This is a genomic window from Arthrobacter oryzae (genome assembly GCF_030718995.1).
Taxonomy (GTDB): Bacteria; Actinomycetota; Actinomycetes; order Actinomycetales; family Micrococcaceae; genus Arthrobacter; species Arthrobacter oryzae_C.
Genome location: NZ_CP132204.1, coordinates 682,225 through 703,679, shown reverse-complemented (window position 1 = coordinate 703,679; position 21,455 = coordinate 682,225). Strand labels below are relative to the sequence as shown.

General features: G+C 66.6%; 20 protein-coding genes. 8 read left to right on the top strand and 12 right to left on the bottom strand.

The features are described from left to right. Positions 1-105 precede the first annotated feature (105 nt). Both Q8Z05_RS03275 and Q8Z05_RS03270 read left to right on the top strand, forming a co-directional pair. A complete protein-coding gene (locus tag Q8Z05_RS03275) occupies positions 106-819 on the top strand; it encodes a tyrosine-protein phosphatase (RefSeq protein ID WP_305942072.1) in 714 nt (237 codons plus the stop codon). A gap of 19 nt (positions 820-838) precedes the next feature. Beyond that, the gene (locus tag Q8Z05_RS03270) at positions 839-3,325 is read left to right on the top strand and encodes a trypsin-like serine protease (RefSeq protein ID WP_305942071.1); all 2,487 of its coding nucleotides are present in this window, start codon (positions 839-841) and stop codon (positions 3,323-3,325) included. 88 nt (positions 3,326-3,413) lie between these two features. Here Q8Z05_RS03270 and Q8Z05_RS03265 read toward each other — a convergent pair whose 3' ends face one another. The 3 genes from Q8Z05_RS03265 to Q8Z05_RS03255 all read right to left on the bottom strand — a co-directional run bounded on the left by Q8Z05_RS03265 (position 3,414) and on the right by Q8Z05_RS03255 (position 6,280). Further along, positions 3,414-4,673 (bottom strand): globin domain-containing protein, encoded by a 1,260-nt coding sequence (locus Q8Z05_RS03265; RefSeq protein ID WP_305942070.1) that lies wholly within the window; start codon positions 4,671-4,673, stop codon positions 3,414-3,416. Positions 4,674-4,818: 145 nt separating this feature from the next. Beyond that, positions 4,819-5,718 carry an anti-sigma factor gene (locus tag Q8Z05_RS03260; RefSeq protein ID WP_305942069.1) on the bottom strand — a complete coding sequence of 300 codons (900 nt, stop codon included), beginning with the start codon at positions 5,716-5,718 and terminating at the stop codon, positions 4,819-4,821. After that, on the bottom strand, positions 5,705-6,280 hold the full coding sequence (locus Q8Z05_RS03255) for an RNA polymerase sigma factor (protein ID WP_305942068.1): 576 nt from the start codon (positions 6,278-6,280) through the stop codon (positions 5,705-5,707). Before Q8Z05_RS03255 ends, Q8Z05_RS03260 begins: the two co-directional genes overlap by 14 nt. Positions 6,281-6,487: 207 nt before the next feature. Here Q8Z05_RS03255 and Q8Z05_RS03250 point away from each other — a divergent pair, with 207 nt between their 5' ends. Further along, complete coding sequence (locus Q8Z05_RS03250; RefSeq protein WP_305942067.1) at positions 6,488-7,072, top strand: ferritin; 585 nt, start codon at positions 6,488-6,490, stop codon at positions 7,070-7,072. 80 nt (positions 7,073-7,152) lie between these two features. Here Q8Z05_RS03250 and Q8Z05_RS03245 read toward each other — a convergent pair whose 3' ends face one another. Together Q8Z05_RS03245 and Q8Z05_RS03240 are read right to left on the bottom strand one after the other, a co-directional pair. Next, positions 7,153-7,863 carry a DUF4397 domain-containing protein gene (locus tag Q8Z05_RS03245; protein ID WP_305942066.1) on the bottom strand — a complete coding sequence of 237 codons (711 nt, stop codon included), beginning with the start codon at positions 7,861-7,863 and terminating at the stop codon, positions 7,153-7,155. Positions 7,864-7,972: 109 nt separating this feature from the next. Next, entirely contained in the window at positions 7,973-8,386 is a 414-nt protein-coding gene (locus tag Q8Z05_RS03240; protein ID WP_305943467.1) for a PaaI family thioesterase, read from the bottom strand. Positions 8,387-8,539: 153 nt separating this feature from the next. Here Q8Z05_RS03240 and paaZ point away from each other — a divergent pair, with 153 nt between their 5' ends. From paaZ to Q8Z05_RS03220, 4 genes are all read left to right on the top strand, one after another. After that, the gene (gene paaZ / locus Q8Z05_RS03235; protein WP_305942065.1) at positions 8,540-10,651 is read left to right on the top strand and encodes a phenylacetic acid degradation bifunctional protein PaaZ; all 2,112 of its coding nucleotides are present in this window, start codon (positions 8,540-8,542) and stop codon (positions 10,649-10,651) included. 392 nt (positions 10,652-11,043) lie between these two features. Beyond that, positions 11,044-12,045: a permease gene (locus Q8Z05_RS03230; protein WP_305942064.1), complete on the top strand. Its 1,002-nt coding sequence runs from the start codon at positions 11,044-11,046 to the stop codon at positions 12,043-12,045. Continuing rightward, the gene (locus Q8Z05_RS03225; RefSeq protein WP_305942063.1) at positions 12,035-12,832 is read left to right on the top strand and encodes a TIGR03943 family putative permease subunit; all 798 of its coding nucleotides are present in this window, start codon (positions 12,035-12,037) and stop codon (positions 12,830-12,832) included. Before Q8Z05_RS03230 ends, Q8Z05_RS03225 begins: the two co-directional genes overlap by 11 nt. A gap of 7 nt (positions 12,833-12,839) precedes the next feature. After that, positions 12,840-14,090, top strand: coding sequence for a hypothetical protein (locus tag Q8Z05_RS03220; protein WP_305942062.1), 1,251 nt, complete (start codon positions 12,840-12,842; stop codon positions 14,088-14,090). A 28-nt stretch (positions 14,091-14,118) separates the two neighbouring features. Here Q8Z05_RS03220 and ykgO read toward each other — a convergent pair whose 3' ends face one another. Next, positions 14,119-14,241, bottom strand: a complete 123-nt coding sequence (ykgO, locus tag Q8Z05_RS03215) for a type B 50S ribosomal protein L36 (RefSeq protein WP_011693081.1) — start codon at positions 14,239-14,241, stop codon at positions 14,119-14,121. Beyond that, a complete protein-coding gene (locus Q8Z05_RS03210) occupies positions 14,238-15,368 on the bottom strand; it encodes a GTP-binding protein (protein ID WP_305942061.1) in 1,131 nt (376 codons plus the stop codon). Before Q8Z05_RS03210 ends, ykgO begins: the two co-directional genes overlap by 4 nt. Positions 15,369-15,614: 246 nt before the next feature. On the opposite strand from Q8Z05_RS03210, the gene Q8Z05_RS03205 reads away from it, so the two are divergent. Next, positions 15,615-16,022 carry a VOC family protein gene (locus tag Q8Z05_RS03205; RefSeq protein ID WP_305942060.1) on the top strand — a complete coding sequence of 136 codons (408 nt, stop codon included), beginning with the start codon at positions 15,615-15,617 and terminating at the stop codon, positions 16,020-16,022. A 92-nt stretch (positions 16,023-16,114) separates the two neighbouring features. Here Q8Z05_RS03205 and Q8Z05_RS03200 read toward each other — a convergent pair whose 3' ends face one another. The 5 genes from Q8Z05_RS03200 to Q8Z05_RS03180 all read right to left on the bottom strand — a co-directional run bounded on the left by Q8Z05_RS03200 (position 16,115) and on the right by Q8Z05_RS03180 (position 21,452). Beyond that, entirely contained in the window at positions 16,115-16,960 is an 846-nt protein-coding gene (locus tag Q8Z05_RS03200; protein ID WP_305942059.1) for a DUF427 domain-containing protein, read from the bottom strand. Between the two features lie 79 nt (positions 16,961-17,039). Further along, positions 17,040-17,645, bottom strand: a complete 606-nt coding sequence (locus tag Q8Z05_RS03195) for a TetR/AcrR family transcriptional regulator (RefSeq protein ID WP_305942058.1) — start codon at positions 17,643-17,645, stop codon at positions 17,040-17,042. A 325-nt stretch (positions 17,646-17,970) separates the two neighbouring features. Then, the gene (locus tag Q8Z05_RS03190; RefSeq protein ID WP_305942057.1) at positions 17,971-19,323 is read right to left on the bottom strand and encodes an MFS transporter; all 1,353 of its coding nucleotides are present in this window, start codon (positions 19,321-19,323) and stop codon (positions 17,971-17,973) included. 260 nt (positions 19,324-19,583) lie between these two features. Then, positions 19,584-20,918, bottom strand: a complete 1,335-nt coding sequence (gene paaK, locus Q8Z05_RS03185) for a phenylacetate--CoA ligase PaaK (protein WP_305942056.1) — start codon at positions 20,916-20,918, stop codon at positions 19,584-19,586. Positions 20,919-20,933: 15 nt separating this feature from the next. Next, on the bottom strand, positions 20,934-21,452 hold the full coding sequence (locus Q8Z05_RS03180; protein WP_305942055.1) for a hotdog fold thioesterase: 519 nt from the start codon (positions 21,450-21,452) through the stop codon (positions 20,934-20,936). Positions 21,453-21,455 lie beyond the last annotated feature (3 nt).

Here is a 21,455-nt window from a genome sequence, read left to right as displayed (position 1 = left end):
CGCCCGCCGGACACGGGCCGGAATACCCGATTATTTGCGGCGCACCACCCTATTTTCCGGCAGCTACCCGTGCCGGATGTCGGGGGTCTGTGGTTAGCTGTCTGGATGGAACAGCCTGGACAGCCCGTGCACTGGGACGGAGCCGTGAATGCCTGGCGCATTTCCGGCAGCGTCTTCCGCATGGGGCGCCGGGAATGGGTCACCGAGGCGGGCTGGAAACAGGCGTACGACGACGGCGTCCGCACCGTGATAGACCTCCGGAACCCTTCGGAACACGGACTGAGGGACACCGATCCCGAGGTGAGTGCGGAGGTACTGGCAGCGTTCGACGTCGTGCACGCTCCCACCGAAGACCCGGACCACCCCGAGTTCAAGGAACTGTGTTCCCCCTACCTGAACGATCCCGCCTGCTATGCCGCCAATGCCCGGCTGTTTCCGGATAAGCTCGTGGCCGTCTTCAAGGCTGTTGCCGCCGCCCCCGCCGGCGTGGTGATCCATTGCTCCGCCGGACGCGACCGCAGCGGAATGGTGGCCGCCATGCTCCAGGACCTCACTGGCGCGGGCGATTCCGAGATCGTGACCGGCTACCAGGCGGCTATGCGCGGCATCAACGAGCGCCACCGGAAAGCCGGCCCGCCGCACAAACACGAGCGCTACCTGGAGGAAGACGCGTTGGTGCCCCTGCTGGAGAAACGCGGCGGCGGAACCCTGGAGTTCGTCCGGACACTGGACACCCGGAACTATCTTTTGCGGCACGGCATCACCGCTGCCGAATTGGCTGCCATCCGGACCCGGCTGGCAGCCAGCATAACGACGTGAACACAACATGGGGGACACCTTGACGCATCATTCCGGCCGGAATCCGTTCCACCGCGCCCTGGGACTCGCGGCCACCGCCGCCATGGCGTTCGGCGCCACGTTCCTCGCGGTTCCCGCCGTCGCAGAGTCCGGTTCTCCGGCAGCCCCTGCCGCTGGTGATTCGGCACCGTCCGCGCCCGCCGCTCCTGCCGCTCCGGCACCCCCGTCCGCTCCTGCCGTCAGCGACGCCGGGCTGACGGAAGCCGTCCTCCGCGACTTGGGCATGACGCTGGAAGAGTTCAACGCCGCCGGTGACCAGGGCAAACGCGCGGCCGACGCCGTTGCCTCCTTGCGTGCCTTGCCCGGCTATGTGGGGATCAGCCTGGCAGACGGCCGCATCGTGGTCGAAGGCGGCGGGCCGGAGCTTGCGGCCAGGGTGGCTGAGCTCAATGCCGCGGGCCCCGGCGACTTCGTCCTGGTAGCTGCCGGCACCGCGTCCGCAGGTCGCGTGCCGTCCGCACCGCCTTCGCCTGCTTCGCCTTCTTCCACGGCCGCGCCCGCCGAACCGGCCGCGCCCGCCGAACCGGCCGTGCCGGTGGCGGCGGACCGCGTCGCGGCCAGCACGGACCAGCTCTTCAACGACTACGTCAGCGAAGTCGGGGCCGGCGGGCTGCAAGCGGTGACGTATGCCAACGGCAGCTTTGTGGTCCGCACCGGCGGCACCAACCACCCGGAAGCCGGCGGCACCCCGGCAACACAGGCCGGCGGCACCCCCGCAGCTTCGCCGCCGTCGCCGTCCGAGTTCGTGGCGCGCTACTCGAACGTCCGTCTCGAGCAGGGCGAACCGCTTGCCCCGGAGGAAGACTTCTTCGGCGGGCAGGGCTACGTCCTCAACAACGGCATTGTGTGCTCCGCCGGTTATGGCGCCTACAGCCCGGAAGGCGAACCCCTGGTCCTCACCGCAGGCCACTGCACCGAAGACGGCACGGTCACCACGGCAAACGTGGAGCGGCCGGAATCCCCGGCGAACAAGCTGCTGGGCACCCTCGGCTTCAGCCAGTTCGGCGGCCCGGGCAACTCCTGGATCACCGGCGACGAAGAGTACCCGGGGAACATCGGGACGGACATCGCCGTCATCGAGGGCATCCGGGCAGGACTCGAGGTCCAGCCAGCCACCACCCGCTGGGATGCGCCCTCGGACCCCGGATCCACGGCCGTGAAGATCATCGGAACGGCGTCGCCGTCGCCGGGGCAGGCCGTCTGCCGCTCCGGCCGCACCGCCGGCTGGTCCTGCGGCACAGTGGACGAAGTAGGCATTTATGTAGTGGGAGGCATCACCGCCGACCCCTCCGACCTCCGGGCCTTCCGCGGCTTCCTCTCCAACTCCGTCCAGTCCAGCGGCGGCGACTCCGGCGGACCCTGGATCAGCGGAAACTTCGCCGTCGGCACGCACTCGGCGGGAGACGCCCCCGGTTCGGCGGCCAACTTTGCCGTGGCCACCACCCTGGAGGACGCCATGACCCGGCTACCGGGCGTCCAGCTTCAGCTGTTCCTCAACAAACCCACCCTCACGGGGCCGGCCAGCGGCGGCGGAGTTGCGGTCGGCCAGACCATCACCGGGCAGGTCCCTGCGGCTCCGGCCTCCGCTGTGGCCGCGGGGTCGAAGGTCCGCATTACGGTACCCGGGCAGCCGCCCGCGGACGTGCCGTTGGACGCCTCCGGACGATGGCAGTTCACTGCTCCCTCTCCGGCCGGCCGGTTGCGGTTTATCGCCGAAACGGTCAACGGTTTCAGCCACTCCGGGGCCAGCTCTTTCGAGGTCACTGTGCTGCCGTCCGAGCTGCCCGCACCCGTCATTGCCGCTCCTGATGAGGGCGACGTCCTGACGGCACTCGAACGCATCGAAGGGACCGGAACACCCGGCGCCACGGTGGAACTCTCGGGCGATGCCACCGGCCAGGCCGTGGTGGGGCTCGACGGCGCCTGGGCAGTGCCTGTGACCGGGCCCGCGAGGTTCGGCTCTTTCACCGTCAGGGCAGTACAGACCGCAGCAGGCATCGCTGACAGCCCGGCGGCGAGCCGGACCTTCACGGTAGTGCCGCCGTCGCCCGCGGTGACCAACATCCACAACGGCCAGCATTTCGCCCACGACGCGGCACCACGGCAGATCACCGGCACTGCCCTGAAGGGCGGGGCGGTGACGGTCACGGTGGACGGCGCCGCAACAGTGCTCGCCGCTGCGGACGGCACCTGGAGCATGCCGCTGCCGGCCGGGCTCGCGGCCGGAAACCATACGGTGGCGGTCAGCCAGGCGGTCGACGGCGCCGCATCGGCACCGGTGAACCTGACCTTCGTGGTGGATCCGGCTCCGGTGATTGTTCCGGCCGCAGTCATCCCGGCCGCCGTCCCGGGCCAGCTGCCGGCCACCGGCGCCGACGGCCTGCTCACCGCCGCCGGCGCCGGGGCCGGTGTGCTGCTGCTCGGCGGCGCCGCGCTGCTCCTGGCAAGGCGGCGTTCCCGCCGCTGACCGCCGCCCGCCGCCGGGTGCGAGTTTTTGTCCACTTATCGCGACCAACAGCGGTCTTAAGTCGCGATAAGTGGACAAAAACTCCGGGCTATTGGAAGTCGGCCAGCCAGAGGTCCGGGCCGAACACTTCGTACTGGATGTCCTTGGCCGGTACGCCCCGTGCCACCAGCGCGCTCCGGACCGACTTCAGGAAGGGCAGCGGACCGCAGAGGTAGTATTCGGCGTCGTCCGGCAGATCCACCGCGTTGACGTCCATGAAGCCCTTGAACGCCGGTGCGCTGTCCGTCCCGGCTGACCCCGTCCCGGCTGACCCTGTCCCGGCTGCGCCGGAGCCAGCGGGTGAGCCCTCCGGTTCGAGGAACCACGTGTTCAGTGACCCGTCCGCCAGCTGCGCGAGGTCCTCGGTGACCTGGGCCCGGAGCGGGAACGACGCCGGGGTGTCATCCGCGTGGAGGAGCATGACCTGGCGCTGGGAACCGGCCTTCACCAGATGGGACAGCATGCCGGCCATGGGCGTGATGCCGATGCCCGCGCTGGCCAGGACAACCGGCCTGTCCGTGTATTCCAGGACCACGTCGCCGAAGGGTGCCGAAAGCACCACCTCGTCGCCTTCGTGGATCTCGTTGTGGAGCAGGTTGGACATCTCGCCGTCGGGCGTGGGGAGTCCGTGGACGCGCTTCACCGCGAACTGCCGGTGGTGGCCGTCGTCGGCCTTGGTGAGGCTGTACTGCCGGGGCTGGTGCACGCCGTCGTGCATCAGCATCTTGATGGTGACGTACTGCCCGGGAAGGGACGGCTTGACGTCGCGCTCGTCGGTGCGTTCCACGATGAACGTGAGCACGTCGTCGGTTTCCTGGATCCGCCGGACAACCCGCCACGTCCGCCAGATCGTCTCGGGTGAGAGGTGCACGGCGTTGTAGAGTCCGCGTTCCTTGTTGATAAGCATGTTGGCCATGAGCCAGTAGACCTCGTCCCAGGCGGCGGCCACCTCGGGAGTCACGGCATCCCCGAGCACGTCCACGATGGACCACATCAGGTGGTCATGCACAATCTGGTACTGATCCGGGGCCAGGCCCAGCGACACGTGCTTGTGCGCGACGCGGGAGAGCAGATGGTCCGGCAACTGGTCAGGCTTGTCCACGAGGAACCCGGCAAACGCCGCGATGGACCCCGCCAACGCCTGCTGCTGCCGCCCGTCCGCCTGGTTGCCCCGGTTGAAGAGGCCGTCCAGGAGGTCCGGCCGCGCCTCGAACATGTGTTTGTAGAACCGTTTGGCGATCTCCTCGATGTGCTCGCCAACTACAGGCAGCGTTGCCTTGATGACTGGAGAAGAGGTGTCTGAGAGCATGGTTGGTCCCTTCCGGTCTTGCCGGTGAATGCGGGCGGTGGTTCGTCGCTCGGCACAGCAAACCTAGCAGTCCGGGCCCGTCCACTTCCGGGCCGGTTGGCACTTCACGGCAGTCGAAAACCGGTGTACCGGGGCAGGCTGCGGATCAGTTTTCCGTTGCCAGCTCGCCGCGCGCAATGCTGTCCGACGAGTGTGCGGGGTTGCCGTCGAACGGCTCGTTGGACACGTCCACAATGGGGTACTCCGCGAGGTCCAGTCCTTCAGGGATGGCAAAGACACCGGGCTCGCCGTCCAGCACTCCGAGGCTGACGAGTTTGGAGAGGTCCGGCGAGATGACCCAGACCTCACGGAAGCCGTTGATTTGGCTGTCCGGGAGCTGGACCACCAGCTGGCGCGTCCCGTCGGGAAGCTCCTCCACCAGCGCCTTCCCGTTTGCCGTATACGACGCCAGGGGCTGCAGCGGTGCCTGGGCAATGACCACGGGCTGGGGAGCCGTCGGCGTGGGCGAAGGCACGGCTTCCGGGCCTCGCCCGAGGACGTTGTAGCCGGCCCACACGGCGGCCGCGCCAACGACGATTCCGGCGGCTGCCGCCATCGCCACCCAGCGCCGGGCACCGGAACCTGCCCTCGCACCTGCGGCGCGGGGCCTAAGCGGCGTCGGCGCGGTAACCGGCGCCGAGGTGACCGGAGCTGAGGTGGGTGGCGCTGAGATGACCGGCGCCGCCGCCGGACTTCCCGCCGCCGGACTTCCCGCGGTTGGACTTCCTGCGGTTGGACTCGTCAGGGAGGGTGCCCTGCTCAGCGGGTCCTGAGCCTGCCCGGGGGAGAGCCCCAATGCCTGGTGGATAGCGGCCCAGTTATGCGGTCCGGGCGTGGCCAGTTCCACTTCGGCCGGATCCACGGTGGCGGCGCGGACGGTGCGTTCCAGGGCGGAAAGGGTTCCGGAGCACTCACTGCAGAACGCCAGATGGTCGGCCTCGGCCGGGCTCACGGCGGGTTCGCCAAGGGCCAGCAGGCTCAGCTGCTCATCGTCAAGATGCTTCATGGCCCACCTCCAGACGGGTCCGCATCCGGGAGAGGCTGCGACGGATGTGGCTCTTGACGGTGCCGAGGGGCAGTTGCAGGCGCGAGGAGATCTGGTCGTGCGTGAGGTCCTCGTAGAACGCCAGCTTCATAATCGCCTTCTGTGGATCGCCCAACCGGTCCAGCTCTTCCTCCAAGGTTATGCGGTCTGCCACGGCTTCCACGTCAGCTGCCGGCGGTCCGGCGACGCGCTCATCACCCACGAACTGCCCGGCAGCGTGTTCCAGCTCCTGCCGGCGCATCCGGGCCGAGAGCGCATCGGAAATGGCGTTGCGGGTGATCCCCACAAGCCAGGCCGGCAGGCGGGCGGCTTCCGGCCGGTAGCTGGTGCGAGACTTCCAGGCGCGGATAAAGACTTCCTGGGTGACGTCGTCGGCCGCTGCCCGTTCCCCCAGTGACCTCAGCGCCAGCGTGAACACCAGCGGGCTCAGCCGCCGGTAGGCCTCGGCGAGGGCCGTTTCCTGGCCGGACGCGAACGCATGATCGAGAGCAGCGTCCCAATCGTGCGGGCCGGCAAGGGTCATCGATGGCTCCTTCGAGCGGCAGTGAGACCTGTGGAACCACATTATGCCGTCCCCGACGCCGGTCCGCCATAGAAGCGGACCTGCGGGGTCTTGACCAGCTCCTCCACGCCGGAGCAAGCTCAATGAAGGCCCTCCGGCAAACCCGGGCCACGCAGAGCCTCCGTGCCGCAGGTCCTCAGCCTTGACCCCCGATTCGAGGAGAGCCCCATGAGCACCACAACTTTCAACGACCTGCTCATCAAACAGGTCGGCAATGAGTTCGCAGCGTCCCAGCAGTACATCGCCATCGCGGCCTGGTTCGACGGACAGGACCTGCCCCGGCTGGCCAAGCACTTCTACCGGCAGTCGCTGGAGGAGCGGAACCACGCGATGATGATGGTCCGGTACATCCTGGACCGGGGCATCAGGATTTCGATTCCCGGCATCGACCCGGTCCGGAACGATTTCACCTCGGCGGAGGAACCCCTGGTCCTGGCCCTGGCGCAGGAAATTGAAGTCACCGACCGCATCAAGGAACTCTTCGCCGCGGCCCGGGCGGAAAACGATCCCCTCGGGGAACAGTTCATGCTCTGGTTCCTCAAGGAACAGGTGGAAGAAGTCGCATCCATGTCCACACTCCTGAACGTTGCACGCCGGGCGGACAACCTTTTCGACGTCGAGATGTTCCTTGCCCGCGAGCGGGTGGGAGACGCCGGGGGCGGCGGCGGGCACGGCGGCCACCACGGTCACGGCGGAGGGCATGGCGGCGGCGGCGACTCCGGGACGCCGGAAGCGGCGGGCGGAGCGCTGTAGATCACACCAGCGGTGACAGGCACAGCGGCGGGGCCGCGCCAGGCGGCCCCGCCGGTGTTGGTTATCAGTGATGGCGTGTGTCAGCGGCGGCCGTGCCACCGCTCCTCGGAGTCAACAACCTGGACCGCCACGGCCAGGTTGCCGTCAGCCAGGCTGCCCCAGGCGTACACGATCGTGTTCTTGCCGCCCTCGACCGTGATGTCGGCCGGCCCGATCACCGGGTCGGTGGTCCCGGCTGCGGCAACGGACGCCGAAATGGTTCCGGCCTTGAGCTTCAGGGTTGCCTCCTCCGGGTTGCTGAGTCCCTCGATCACGGCGGAACCGCCGGCCAGAACGTCGACGGCGGGCGCTGCGGCTACGTGCCTCACCGTCAGCTTGCCCTTCTTGTCGTTGCGCGGAGCCTTCGTGTCGTTGGCGAAGAGTGTGGCCGTGGCGGCCCCCTCGGCGTCGAGGTGGGCCACGGCGGTGTAGTCTCCGCCGCTGTCGAGCTCAACGGTCACCGGCCCGATCACCGGGTTGTCGGCGCTGGTGGCGTCCGAGGCGGTGATGGCGATGTCGTAGTCCCCGGCGGCGAGCTCCAGCGGGCCGGCCAGGGTTCCGGGAGTGAAGTCATCCAGGGTGAGGTTGCCATCCACCCACACGTCCACCGTCAGGCCGGGGACGCCGTGCAGCACACTGAGCTTGGCGGGGTCGTCGTCGTGGTGGTGCCAGCCACCGGCCTGGGCGGGGGCTGCGAAGGTCAGTGCGGCCGCGAGCGACAGTGCTCCGGCGGCGTAGGTTGTTTTGCGCATTTCAAACTCCTCAGAGGGACGCCCGGGGGACGGGCTGTGTTTGTGCTTACGCCTTTACTACCTGCGGGATGCCCTCTTTGGATGCAAAGTCATGAAGTTTTTTTGTCCGTCATTTCCGGTCCATCAACAGGTTGGTGATCCGGAGCGTGCACAGTCGCTGGCCGGCCTCGTTGGTGAGCAGGACCTCGTGCGTGGTCAGCGTTCCGCCCAGGTGGATGGGCGTGGCCGTGATGGTGATCTGGCCGTCGCGTGCCGATTTGTGGTGGGTGGCGGACACATCCACGCCCACGGCGGTCTTGCCCATGGTGCTGGCGTGGATCACGGCGGCCCAGGAGCCTACCGCCTCGCCCACAGCAAGTGAGGCTCCGCCGTGAAGCAGCCCGAAGGACTGCCGGTTGCCCTCCACCGGCATGGTGGCGACAACACGCTCCACGGATTCCTCGACGATCTTCACGCCCATCTTCTCGTCGAGTTCGCCGAGCGTGATCTTCCACAGTTCGACGCTGCCGGTTTCGGGCTGCATGGCCACTTCGCTTTCGTTGTCGGTCTTCCTACTGTGCAGCAAGGCTAGTGTGCAGCGCGGCACATTCATGTACTGTAGACATATTACCGAACGGACGGTCAGTAATGCACTGGCCGTGATGATCTTGCCCCGCGCTGGAAGGACCCGTCAACGATGACCACCACTGCAACTGCTCCGAAATCCTCGCTGGACACTGTGGAGACCGTTCCCAGTTTCGTCCGGGACGCCTGGTGGACGCCCGACGCCGGAGCCGCGGCTTCCGCTGTTCCGGTCCTGGACGCCAGCACAGGAGAACTCCTGGCGAAGGTGAGCACCGAGGGACTGGACCTTGCCGACGTCGTGGATTACGGCCGTACCACCGGCCAGAAGGAACTCGGCACGCTGACCTTCCACCAGCGCGCCCTCAAGCTCAAGGAACTGGCCCAGTACCTCAACGCCCGCCGCGAGCACTTCTATGAGCTGTCCGCGCAGACCGGCGCCACCAAGGTCGACTCCATGGTGGACATCGACGGCGGCATCGGCGTGCTCTTCACGTTCGGTTCCAAGGGCCGGCGCGAGCTGCCCAACTCGCAGGTTGTGGTGGACGGCCCTATGGAGGTGCTGTCCCGGGACGGATCCTTCGCCGGCGAGCACATCTACACCCGCATTCCGGGCGTCGCAGTGCAGATCAACGCCTTCAACTTCCCGGTCTGGGGCATGCTGGAGAAGTTTGCGCCGGCGTTCATTGCCGGTGTTCCCACCATCGTCAAGCCGGCCACCCCCACCGGCTACGTGGCAGCGGCCGTGGTCAAGGCCATGATCGAATCCAACATCCTGCCCAAGGGTTCCCTGCAGCTCATCTCCGGATCAGCCCGCACCATCCTGGACCACCTCGACTACCGCGACCTTGTGTCGTTCACCGGGTCCGCCTCCACGGCCAACTCGTTGAAGAACCACCCGAACGTGGTGGAGGGCGGCATCCGCTTCACGTCCGAAACGGACTCGCTCAACGCCGCCATCCTGGGCCCGGACGCGGTCAAGGGCACCCCGGAGTTCGACGCATTCATCAAATCCGTGGTCACCGAAATGACGGTCAAGGCCGGCCAGAAGTGCACGTCCATCCGCCGCACCATCGTGCCCCGCGAGCTGGTGTCCGACGTCGTTGCCGCCGTGGGTGCCCGCATCGAGGAACGCGTGGTGCTGGGTGATCCCCGCGCCGAAGGCGTCACCATGGGTGCGTTGGCCTCCCTGGAGCAGTTGGCCGACGTCCGCGCCGCTGTGCAGTCCATGCTCGACGCCGGCGGCGAGCTTGCGTACGGCACGCTGGACTCGCCGAAGGTCACCAAGGCGGACGGGGGAGTTGCCGTCGTCGAAGGCGGTGCCTTTATGTCGCCCGTGCTGCTCAGCTGGGCAGACGCCGAAGCCGAGGAAGTCCACTCGCTGGAGGCCTTCGGCCCGGTGTCCTCGGTGATCGGCTACACCGACCTGGCCGACGCCGTGCGCCTCGCCGCCCGTGGTGGCGGCTCGCTGGTGGCTTCGGTGTGCACCAACGACCCCGAGGTTGCCCGCGAACTGGTCACCGGGATCGCGGCGCACCACGGCCGCGTCCTGATGCTCAACCGCGAGGACGCCCGTTCGTCGACAGGCCATGGCTCGCCTGTCCCGCACCTGGTCCACGGCGGGCCGGGACGTGCCGGCGGCGGCGAAGAGCTGGGCGGCATCCGCTCGGTGATGCACCACATGCAGCGCACCGCCATCCAGGGTTCGCCCAACATGCTCACCGCCGTCACGGGTGTGTGGCACACCGGCGCGGACCGCAACTTCACCCTTGACACCGAGGGCCAGCACCCGTTCCGGAAGCACCTGAGCACGCTGCACATCGGCGATGCGGTCCGCTCCGGGCTGCGCGAAGTGAGCCTGGAGGAGATCACCAAGTTCGCCAACTCCACGGGCGACACGTTCTACGCCCACACCAACCAGGAGGCTGCGGAGGCCAATCCGTTCTTCCCGGGCATTGTGGCGCACGGCTACCTGCTGCTGGCCTGGGGCGCCGGGCTGTTCGTGGAGCCGGCTCCGGGCCCCGTGCTGGCGAATTACGGCCTGGAGAACCTGCGCTTCATCACCCCGGTGGCCGCAGGCGACTCCATCCGCGTGACCCTGACCGCCAAGAAGATCACCCCGCGCGAGACCGACGAATATGGCGAGGTGGCCTGGGACGCCGTCCTCACCAACCAGAACGACGAAATCGTAGCCACCTACGACGTCCTCACCCTGGTCGAAAAGTAGCCCTCCCCGGACGCTCTCTCACTTCCTGAGGGTTTTCCGCCGACGCTCTCTCACTTCCTAAGGGTTTTCCGCCGACGCTCTCTCACCCGTGAGAGAGCGTCGGCGCTTTTCCGGCAGGAAGTGAGAGAGCGTCGGCGTTTCGTGGGCTAATTCTGATACGTATGATGCCCCTTGATACGAGTGGTCACTGGTGAAAACTCAGGTAGAAGCCACTCAGGAGCCTCCGGGGTGTGCTGCCTAGACTTGGGCACATCGCACCGGGCCGGGCGGTCCTTCCTACGCTCGCACCGGTGCAGGGGTCAGGCGGATGCCGATTTAGTGGGGGAGTGCCCGTGCCGGTGCCAGCGACAGCAAAACGCGTCCAGGCGCCCCACGACGCCCACACTCATCCGATGCCCGGAAGAGCGCGCCGCCCTGCCATGGGGCTGATGGTCGGATTAGCGGTGATCGGTGTACTGCTGGCCCTCCGGATCCTGTCTCCAGCGACGGGCCAGGCAACCTGGCTGGCGGATGCTGCGCGTGACTTTGTTTCCCTGTCGATCAGCGTGGTGATCGAATCCCTCCCGTTCGTTTTCCTCGGCATCGTGCTCTCGATCGGAGTGCAGATCTGGCTGCCGGAGGGTTTCCTGGTCCGACGGCTCCCGAAGAGTCCGGCGCTCAGGCGGCCCGTCCTGTCCCTGCTGGGGATGCTGCTCCCGGTGTGCGAATGCGGGAACGTCCCGCTGGCCCGCGGGCTGATCGTGCGGGGGCTGACCGTGTCCGAGTCCATGACGTTCCTGTTTGCTGCGCCGATCCTGAATCCGGTCACGATCATCACCACCCAGCAGGCATTCGGCTGGGACAACGGCATCCTCGTTTCCCGCATTGCCGGCGGTTTCCTCATCGCCAACCTGATCGGATGGATCTACAGCCGCCATCCGCGCCCCGAGGCGCTGTTGACGCCGCGGTTCCAGGAGGAGTGTTCCATGGAGGACCACGCCGGGCAGGCCACAGGAAAAGTTGGACGCAGCGTCCAGCTGTTCGTGCGGGAGACGGGCGCCATGATGCCCGCCCTGTTCATCGGCGCAGGTATCGCGGGGCTCATCCAGGTAGGGGTCCCGCGGGACGTCCTGGTTTCGGTGGGAAGCAGTCCGGTCTGGTCCGTTGCGGCCTTGATGGTCCTGGCCTTCGTCGTGGCAGTGTGCTCCAACGTTGACGCGTTCTTCATCCTGTCGTTCGGGGCAACGTTCATGCCGGGCTCCATCGTGGCGTTCCTGGTGTTCGGGCCGATGATTGATGTGAAAATGCTGGCCCTCCTCCGCACCACTTTCACCGCAAAGACCCTCCTGCAGCTCACCGTGGTGGTGGCACTGTGCTCCGCCGCACTGGGATTGGCGGTCAATTATGTCCTATAGGCGGCTCCTCGACCGCTGGCTTGGCGTGATGCTGAGCCTCATCGGCGTCGTGGCCACCCTGTGGCTGGGTTTCACAGGGCAGCTCGCGCTGTACATCCACCCGCGGTACTTCGCGTTCACCGTCATCATGGCCGTGATCGCGGCGGTACTTGCCCTGGCCGCATTCGCCCTGGTTCCCCAGGCCATGGTTCCCCAAGACCCGCACGGACCCGGCCACGATCATGCGAGCGGTTCCGGGCACGACGACGCCGGCAAACGGCGCCGGAGACGCCTCGGAGCTGCAGGAAGCACGCTGATCGTGGCTGCCGCCGTCGCCGGACTCCTGGTCCTGCCGCCGGCCACGCTCAGCACCGCCACGGTCAACCAGCGCGACCTCAACGGTGCGGCGTCGACGCTTTCGAGGGACGAGGCTATCGAGCTCGTGGGCGCTGACTACACCACGTTCACCATGAAGGACTGGGTCTCGCTGCTGCGTCAGGGGGCCGGGCAGGAATTTCTGGCCGGCAAGACGGCGACAGTCACCGGATTCGTGACACCGGACAAGAGCGACCCGGAAAACGTCTTCTTCACGGCCCGTTTCGTGCTGACCTGCTGCGCAGTGGATGCCCGGCCGATCGGCCTGCCCGTTTACTCGCCGGGCTGGCAGGACCGGTTCGAAACCGACAGCTGGGTAACGGTATCCGGCGGCTTCGAAACCAACCCCAGCCAGATCAGCGGTGAAACCCTTGTGATGGTTCCAGATTCCATTACCGCGGTCCCGGAACCGGATTCCCCCTATGTCTACTAAGCGATCCGTGCCTCCTAAGCGATCCGCTGCCCAACGCACACGCCCCCGCCCGGCCACGCGCATCCCGGCCACGGTCCCACGCCGCGGCTTGCTCTCCTTCGCCTTGCGGCTCCGCGGCACGATCGCCCTTCTGGTGGCACTGTGCCTGGCCCTCACCGCTGCGAACTTCGTCTCGGAACCCCGGCCGAACGCGGTGTCAGCGCTGCAAGGGACATCCGGGACGGCTGGCTTCGAGCTGTACACGCTCCAACGCGACATCAGCTATGACGCCGCCGGAAAGAAGAAGCCGGACACCATACGGGGAAACAACATCGCCGATGCAGGCGACGGGTCCGTCATCCTCACTGCCAACCGGATTCAGGAATACGCGGCGCTGCCCAACGCCCTGGCCGCCGTCACGATCAATGAGGACAACACCACTTCCCTTGACATCGTCCCCCTCTCCGGCGGGCCGGAGGCCCAGGTTCCGCTTCCGGGACCTGGACAGGTCGAACTCCTGCGCGCGGCGTCCAAGGGCCTCATCGGGTTCGCCTTCTCCAGCGCCTCGCCGTCACAGCAGCACCACAAGACCTTGTTCGTATACGACATCGAGGATCCCTCCACGCCCCCGCGGGAGATCCGCGGCCCCGATGGAAAGGCGGTGTCCGTCCTCAACTGGGACTTCGTTCCCGGCACCTCCTCACTGGTGGTGCGGAACGATTCCTCGGCCATGTTCCTCGTCGATGCCCTCAACGCCGGAAAACCCGCGCCGCTGGGCCTGCACACCGAATTCCGCGGGTTCATTCCCGGAACCAGGGAGGTCCACGTGGTCGACCCAGGCGCCGACCCCACGGACAAGATCGGGAAAAACTCGGGCATCGATCTGACCAAGGGGACCGTACGCCCCCTCGACCTGAAGGCGGTGGTCCGGAACGACAATTCATGGCCGGGCACCACGGTCCTCCTCAATGGAAGCGGGCGCTACGTCCAAAGCATTAGCGAGTTCGCCGCAGGCAAGGTGACCTCCATACTGACGGTCACGGACGCGACAGGCTCTGCGAACCTCTTTGAGCCGGAGCCGGCCTGGTCGCGCATCCAGAACTACTGCCCCTCTCCGGACGGAAAGTTCCTTGCCGTGGAAGCAACAGCCCCTGACGGTGCCTACGACCGCTACCCTGTCGCGGCCGCCTATTCACCCATGCGGACCGAGATCATCGAGCTGGATACCGGCCGGCATGTCCGGAGCTTCCCGGGGTTCCTCCCCAGCTGGTGCGGATAGATCCCGGCGCTTGCGGCTGAGCCCCTGGTCAGCCCTGGCGGGCCTTCATGCGGGGGTTCTTCTTATTGATGACGAAGGTGCGGCCCCGGCGGCGGACAATCTGGGCGCCCGGAATCTTCTTCAGCGCGCGCAATGAGTTCCGTACTTTCATGATGTGCTCCTTTGTGGTGTTTCCGATGGTTGGTTCAAAGCAAATGGGTCAGGAAATGAGGCGGCGGCGGATGCCATCTCCGCGGCAGACAGCTCGCAGGCCGCAAGCAGTGCTGCGATTTCTGCGGCGTCGACGTCGTCGCCCGTGACGGCCAGGACGGTCCCGCGATCACCGAATTCGGGATGCCAGTCCAGCACGGGGTCGGGACCGGCTCCGGCTGACATGAACGGGCGGGATGCGGCGTCGGCCTGCCAGGGTCCGGTGTTTTCCAGCCACACACGCGGCCCGACGCCCTGGATGGCGATCCGGCACCCGGGGGCGGACGCCACCCAGAGCCGCCCGCGCAGCCAGCAGCATCCCTCCGCCAGGGCCGCCAGGGCATGCCGGAAGCGCTCCGGATGAAGGGGCCGCCGTATCCGCTGCACCACGGTACTGAAAGGTGGGCAGGACTCTGCCGGGATCCGAACCGAGCCGGGGACGGTCCGGGCCGTTGCCTCCGCCAGGTTGTGGCGTCCCGGCCGGATGCCGCCGTCGTCAGCGGTGACCTTCGCATGCGGGGCCAGCTCTTTGACGAGCTGGACCCCGCGGTCCCGGATCGCCGGATCGACAGGCACCAGGGCGGGATCGGCCAGCAGGACTGTGTCGCTGAACGCGAGTTCCCCGATGAGGAATTCCCCCGGGGTCCGGTCATCGTCGGGAACGGGAGTGAAACCGGACTCGAACAGGGTGTGGTGGTCCCAGATCTGGTCCTCAATCGCACCGGGAGCGCAGGCAAGCACGGCCGAATCAATCGTGATGGAGGCCCCGAGACCCTTCAGCAGTGCGTGCACGGCCGCCACTGAGGCCACAGCGGGCGGCAGGCCCAGAATGATGTGCGAACCCTGTTCCAGCAGCCTGCCCACTGTGGGCACGACGTCCAAACGCACGGTACAGCTGAGGCAGCCGTGCTCCAGCAGCGACTCTTCACGCTCGAGGCGCCGGCCCTCCCGGAAGACACGCCGGATCACCAGCCCGTCTTCAAGCAGGTCATGGAAAACAACCAGGGCGCCGGGCGAATCCGCGGCCAGCGCCGCGCACGCCTGCTGCCGGCAGAAAGCGTCCAGGGAACTTACGACTGTCACATTCATGCCGTAAGACTATATGAGAATCATTCTCATTTACAACTTGATGCGGGGTGTGAGGGAGCGTCCGGGGGAAGCGGCGGGAAGTGAGAGGGCGTCCGGGGGGAGGCGGCAGGGAGTGAGAGGGCGTCCGGGGGGAGGCGGCGGGAAGTGAGAGAGCGTCCGGGGAGAGGCGGCGGGAAGTGAGAGAGCGTCCGGCCAGATCTTTCTGCACCGCTCGGGCGTAAAATTTTCAACGTAGGAGGTGGCGAAATGACCCTAGTACTCAGTAAAGCCACAACAGTCCTGCCAGTCGATGATGCAGAGCGTGCCCGGCATTTCTATGAGGACACCCTTGGACTCCCGCACCGTGGCGTGGCAGATGACGGAAGCGAATTGTTCGGCTCAGAAGGCGGCCCCATGCTGCAGTTGATGCCGGTCAAGGACGGTAAGCATTCAGAGCACACCGCCTTGAGTTTCGAAGTCAGCGAGATCGAACGCACCGTCCATGAGATGGAAGCCAAGGGCGTCACGTTCCAGGACTACGATCTCCCCGATCTCAAGACTGAGAACCACATTTGTACAACCGATTCCGAGAAGTGCGCCTGGTTCATGGACTCCGAGCACAACATTCTTTGCGTGCACGAGAACATCAGCACGGTAGCGGATTACCAGCTCTAGAGACTGGCGTCCCGGCTCAGCGGGACGCCTTATCTTTGCCATAACCCAGCCAGGCCCACCCGTGTCGGCAGCACCCCGTCAGCAACACCCCGTCAGTGCGACGCCGGTGTTGACCACGGCGTGACCGGCCGTTCCTGCCTGACCCCGTCCACCGTGATGTCCACGCGTTCGTTGAAGAAGCACACCAGCCCGTGGATCTGGGCGGCGTCACGGAAACGCTGGTCGTACATCCACGCGATGTTGCGCCCGTTCTCGGCGGGCGGGTAGGTCAGGTAGCTCGCCGTCCCCTTGTACGGGCACACCGTCTTCTTGTCGCCGGCGTCCATGAGGTCCAGCCGCACGTTCAGCGGCGGGAGGTAGTAGCGCACCGGCAGCATGGTTTCGTACAGCAGCTGCGCGCCGTTCGTGGTGGCCAGGGTGACGTCGTCGACCCTTACCTCCACGGTGAGTGACGACGCACGGATGTCCACGCGGTGGAAGGGGTCGCGGGGGTGCCCGATGATCTCCTCGTCGTCCTCTAGCCAGTCGAAGGCGTTGAAATCCAGCACCACGTGTCCGGCGAGGTCGGGGTCAGCCGGCCGGAAGGCCGCGCGCGGCAGCCTGGCGTCGGAGGTCACGACGTCCAACTCCTCGCCTTCCGCCGTGTGCCGGCCAAAGCCGGTGCGCGGATCCAGCGACGGCGGCGCGTCCAGCATGAGTTTGAACCCGTATTCGGGGATGTTGCCGGCCTGCTGCCCGGGCGGCTGCAGTTCGGCTTGAAGGTCCACTTCGGGGACGGCGTAAACGGGGGTGATGCGCTTGGGTTCCCACACCAGGAGGGCGTACAGGGTGTCGACGACGGCGTTCCCGCCGAGCATGGCCCGCACCCTTTTGGGGGTGGGCTGGTACCGCAAATCGGGGAATGTGCCGAAGAGGACTTCGGATAACTTCGTGGCCATGACTACAGGGTGGGCGCCGCTAATCCGGCCGTCAATGACTGCCGCGGCGGCCGTCCGGCCGCGGTGAGGGAGAACAGGACTAGCGTGCCGCGTTGAGTCCCTTGAAAGCCATTGTGATGACGTCGTCAGCCAGCTTTTCCGGCGACAGTGAACCGCCCGGCTTGTACCATTCGACGATTGAGTTGATGGTGCCGAACAGGAGGCGGGTGACCGTGCGGGGATCGATGTCCTCGCGGAGGGAGCCCTCATCGCGGGCGGCGGAGATCAGGGCCGCCACCTTGTGGTCGAAGGTGCGCCGGCGTTCCATGGCGTCGCGCTCGATCTCCGTGTTGCCGCGCAGGCGCAGCAGCAGGGTGACGAAGGGGAGCCGTTCCACCAGCACGGAGATGGTTTCGCGGAGTACGAACTCGAGCCGGGCCTCGGCCGTTCCGGACTGGGCCTGCGGCTGCTCGAGGATGGCTTCCAGTCCGCCCAGCGCCTCTTCCAGTGCGAGCTTGAGGAGGTCGCCCTTGGACGGCACGTGGTGGTAGATGGCCGACTTGGAAATGCCGAGGTTTTCGGCGAGGATGCCCATGGACGTGGCGTCGTAGCCGTGGCGGTTGAAAACCTCGACGGCGATCTGCAGCACCGACTGCTGGTCGTATCCGGGGCGGCCGCGCTTGGTGGGTGCATCAGTGGTGGACATACCGGCTATTTTCTCATGAACGTTCGGTCAATTGATGCAACCGGGTCATATACCTGAAAATCCTTGCCTGCCTGTGGCCCCGGTGCTAGAACAGCTAGTAGTAGGAACCATCGGTGCGGGGGCCGGTACACCTGCTGAAACAGCTTCAAAGACCGGGACGGGATCAGGCACATTGGGCTGCCCGGCTGGCGGTTAGCCATCGGCACGTCACAGCGCTGTCGCGCATTGGCAGCAGTGCACTGAATGCCTCCCGTAAAAGGATGGTCCCCGGCCGCAGCAGCCGGGGACCATCCCTACGTCCGGGACCAAGTCCCAAGGCGACGCCTTAGCTGGCGTTCTCTTCCAGCGTGAGGTCGCGGTCCCTGGTCTCCGGTGCCTTGATGGCTTGGACCAGCGAGATGCCCACGATAACCATCATGTAGGCGGCGATGGGCCAGTAGGAGCCCGTGGCCCAGGCGAGCAGGGCCGAGCAGATGATGGGCGCGATGCCGCCGCCGAAGATCGCCGAGAACTCGCGGGCAATGGCCACGCCGGCGTACCGGAACTTGGAACCGAACAGCTCGGCGTACATGGCCGACTGCGCAGCGATGCCGCCCTCCACGGCAAAGGTGAAGCCCACGGCGTAGACGAGGGCAATCAGCCAGACGTTGCCCGTGCTGCTGAGCCAGAACGCCGGGAAGGAGAACAGGAAGAGGAAGGCAAGAATGAACACGTTCACGGGCTTGCGGCCCCAGCGGTCGGTGGCGCGGCCGGCCACCAGTGCGGCGGGAATGGCGAAGAGGCCGCCCATGGCCAGCATCTGCGGGATGAGTGCCTTGTCGATGTTGACCACGGAGATCAGGAACGTGCCCAGGAAGGCCTGGTAGATGTAGGAGTGGGCGTGCGTGCCCATGTTGATGAGGAACACCTGGCGGAGCGGGCGGCGGCCCTTCTTGAGCACTTCCGCGACCGGTGAGGCTGCCTCGACGTGCTCCTTCTTGAGCTCGGCGAACACCGGCGATTCCTTCATGTTGCGGCGGATCAGGTACGCGGCCACGGTGACGAGGGCGCTGGAAAGGAACACCAGGCGCCAGCCCCAGGACTCGAGGTCTTCGCGCGGCAGCAGCTGCACCAGGATCCAGGCGCCGGAGCCGAAGACGGAGCCGACGGCGGCACCGGCCCACACCAGCGAGGTCATGGCGCCGCGCCTGCCCTTGGGGGCGAATTCGGCGAGCAGCACCACGGCGCTGGCCATTTCCGCGCCGGCACCGAAGCCCTGGATGAACCGCAGCACGGTCAGGAGGATCGGGGCCAGGATGCCCACGGATTCGTAGGTGGGCAGCAGGCCCATGGCAAAAGTGGCCGTGCCCATCAGGGCCAGCGTGGCCACGAGTACGAACTTCCGGCCGATCTTGTCGCCGTAGCGGGAGAAGAACAGTCCGCCCATGGGCCGGGCCACGAAGCCGACGGCGTAGGCGCCGAAGCTGGCGATGAAGCCGACCGCGGGGGAGACGTTGGGGAAGAACAGGGTGTTGAAGATGATGGCCGTGCCAACGCCGTAGACCACCATGTCGTAGTTTTCCAGGACGGTTCCGATGAACCCTGCCCAGCCGGCGCGGCGAAGCTCGGTTTTGTTGACGGCGGCCGGGTGGAGCGCGCCGTGTGGCTTGGTTCCCGTAGTCGAGGGAGTATGCGTCATTGCTGATCCTGTTCATGAGAAAGCGCCCACCACTGCGTGGACGCGGTTCCCAGACTAGGTGCTGTGGAAGTATTTGGCAACCGATTGCCTAAATTATGGCAACACGAGGCAAAAGTGGAGGGGTGAGGGGCAGGGGTGGCGGCCGATGGGGAAGCCGGGGGACGGTCGGGCAAGACGGCGGGCACGCCAAAAAGGGCCCGGGGTTCAAACCCCGGACCCTTCTGGCTGTTGCCGCGTGGGGCCGCAACTGTCCGTTCGCGCTACCCCTTGGGGCGCATGTCGTAGATCCGGCGGAGCTTGCCGTTTGAGCGCTCCAGGGAGCCCGGCTCGACGACGTTGACGGTGCAGGAGGACCCGACATGGATCTTGATCTGCTGCTGCAGGACCTTTGCTGCCGAAGCGACACCTTCAACAGTGACCGATTCCCGGCGTTCGATCTTCACCGTCAGCTGGTCCATCCGCTGGCCTTCGGGCCGGGTGAGTTCCAGCTGGAAGTGCGGGCTCAGCTCGGGGATGCGCAGGGCAATCTCCTCGATCTGCGACGGGAACAGGTTCACGCCGCGCAGGATGATCATGTCGTCGCTGCGGCCGGTGATGCGGCCCATGCGGCGATGCGCGGGGCGGGCGGTGCCGGGGAGCAGGCGGGTGAGGTCCTTGGTGCGGTAGCGGATGATGGGCAGCGCTTCCTTGGTGAGCGAGGTGAACACCAGTTCGCCGTGTTCGCCGTCGCCCAGGACCTTCGTGGGGTCGAATGCGTCGATGATCTCCGGGCGGAAGTGGTCCTCCCAGATGTGGCTGCCGTCCTGGGTTTCCACGGCTTCGCCGGCCACGCCCGGACCCATGACCTCGGACAGGCCGTAGATGTCGCAGGCCTTGATGTTCATGGTGGTTTCCAGCTCGTGGCGCATTTCCTCGGTCCACGGCTCAGCACCCAGCACGGCGTACTTGAGCGAGGTGGAGGCCGGGTCGATCCCCTGCTTCATCATCGCGTCGGCGATGGTCAGCAGGTAGGTGGGGGTGGCCAAGATCGCGTCGGGCTTGAAGTCCTGGATGAGGGTAATCTGGCGTTCGGTCTGGCCGCCGGAAATGGGGATGACGGTGCAGCCCAGGGCCTCGGCGCCGGCGTGGGCGCCCATGCCGCCGGTGAACAGGCCGTAACCGTAGGCGTTGTGGACCTTCATGCCGGGACGGACTCCGGAGGCGCGGAGGGACCGTGCCACGAGCTTGGCCCAGTCGGCGAGGTCCTTCTTGGTGTAGCCCACTACGGTGGCGCGGCCGGTGGTGCCGGAGCTGGCGTGGATGCGCGCCACCTCGTTCTGCGGCACGGCGAACATGCCGAAGGGGTACTCCAGCCGGAGGTCTTCCTTGGTGGTGAAGGGGAACTTGCCCAGGTCCGCGAGTTCGCGCAGGTCCGTGGGGTGGACGCCGGCTTCGTCGAACTTGCGCTTGTAGAGCGGCACGCGGTCGTAGGCGTAGGCAACCGTGTGCTGGAGGCGGCTCAGCTGAAGTGCTTCCAGCTCGTCACGGGATATGGTTTCTTCGCGGTCCAGCACGGCGTCGGTGGCTGCTGCTGGTTCAGTGGCGTGGAGGGTCATCTGGGGTCCCTGTTTCTATTTCTTGGAGATGGTGCGGCTGCGGCCGCGGAACTCGGCGATGAGCTCGCCCGGGGGCATGTCGGTGGGAAGTTGGCCCGGGACCGTGGCGGCGGGGGCCGGGCCGGCGGGTGCCGCAGCGGGAGTGCCTGCGGCGGGATCGGCGGCGAAGATCTGGACGTCGAAGAGGCCGCTGCGGCCGGTAACGGCGCGGCGGTTGGCGACGGCAGTAAGGACCTGGCCGCGGAAGGCCGGCTTGAGGAAGTTGATATCGACGCCGGACGCCACGGTGATGTTGCCTTCGTCTGCAGGGCTAGGGGTGGACTGGTTGCAGGCCAGCGCGAAGGCAGTGTCGCCGAAGGCGAAGATCATTCCGCCGTGCGCCATGCCGAATCCATTGAGCATTTCCTGCCGGAGTGCCATGCGGATCGTGGCATGTCCGTCGTCCAGCGCAACAACCTCGATGCCCATCCATTCGGAGGCATAGTCGTTTTCAAGGATGGGGTGGGTGGCCCCGGAAAGTGTTGCTTCAGCCATGCG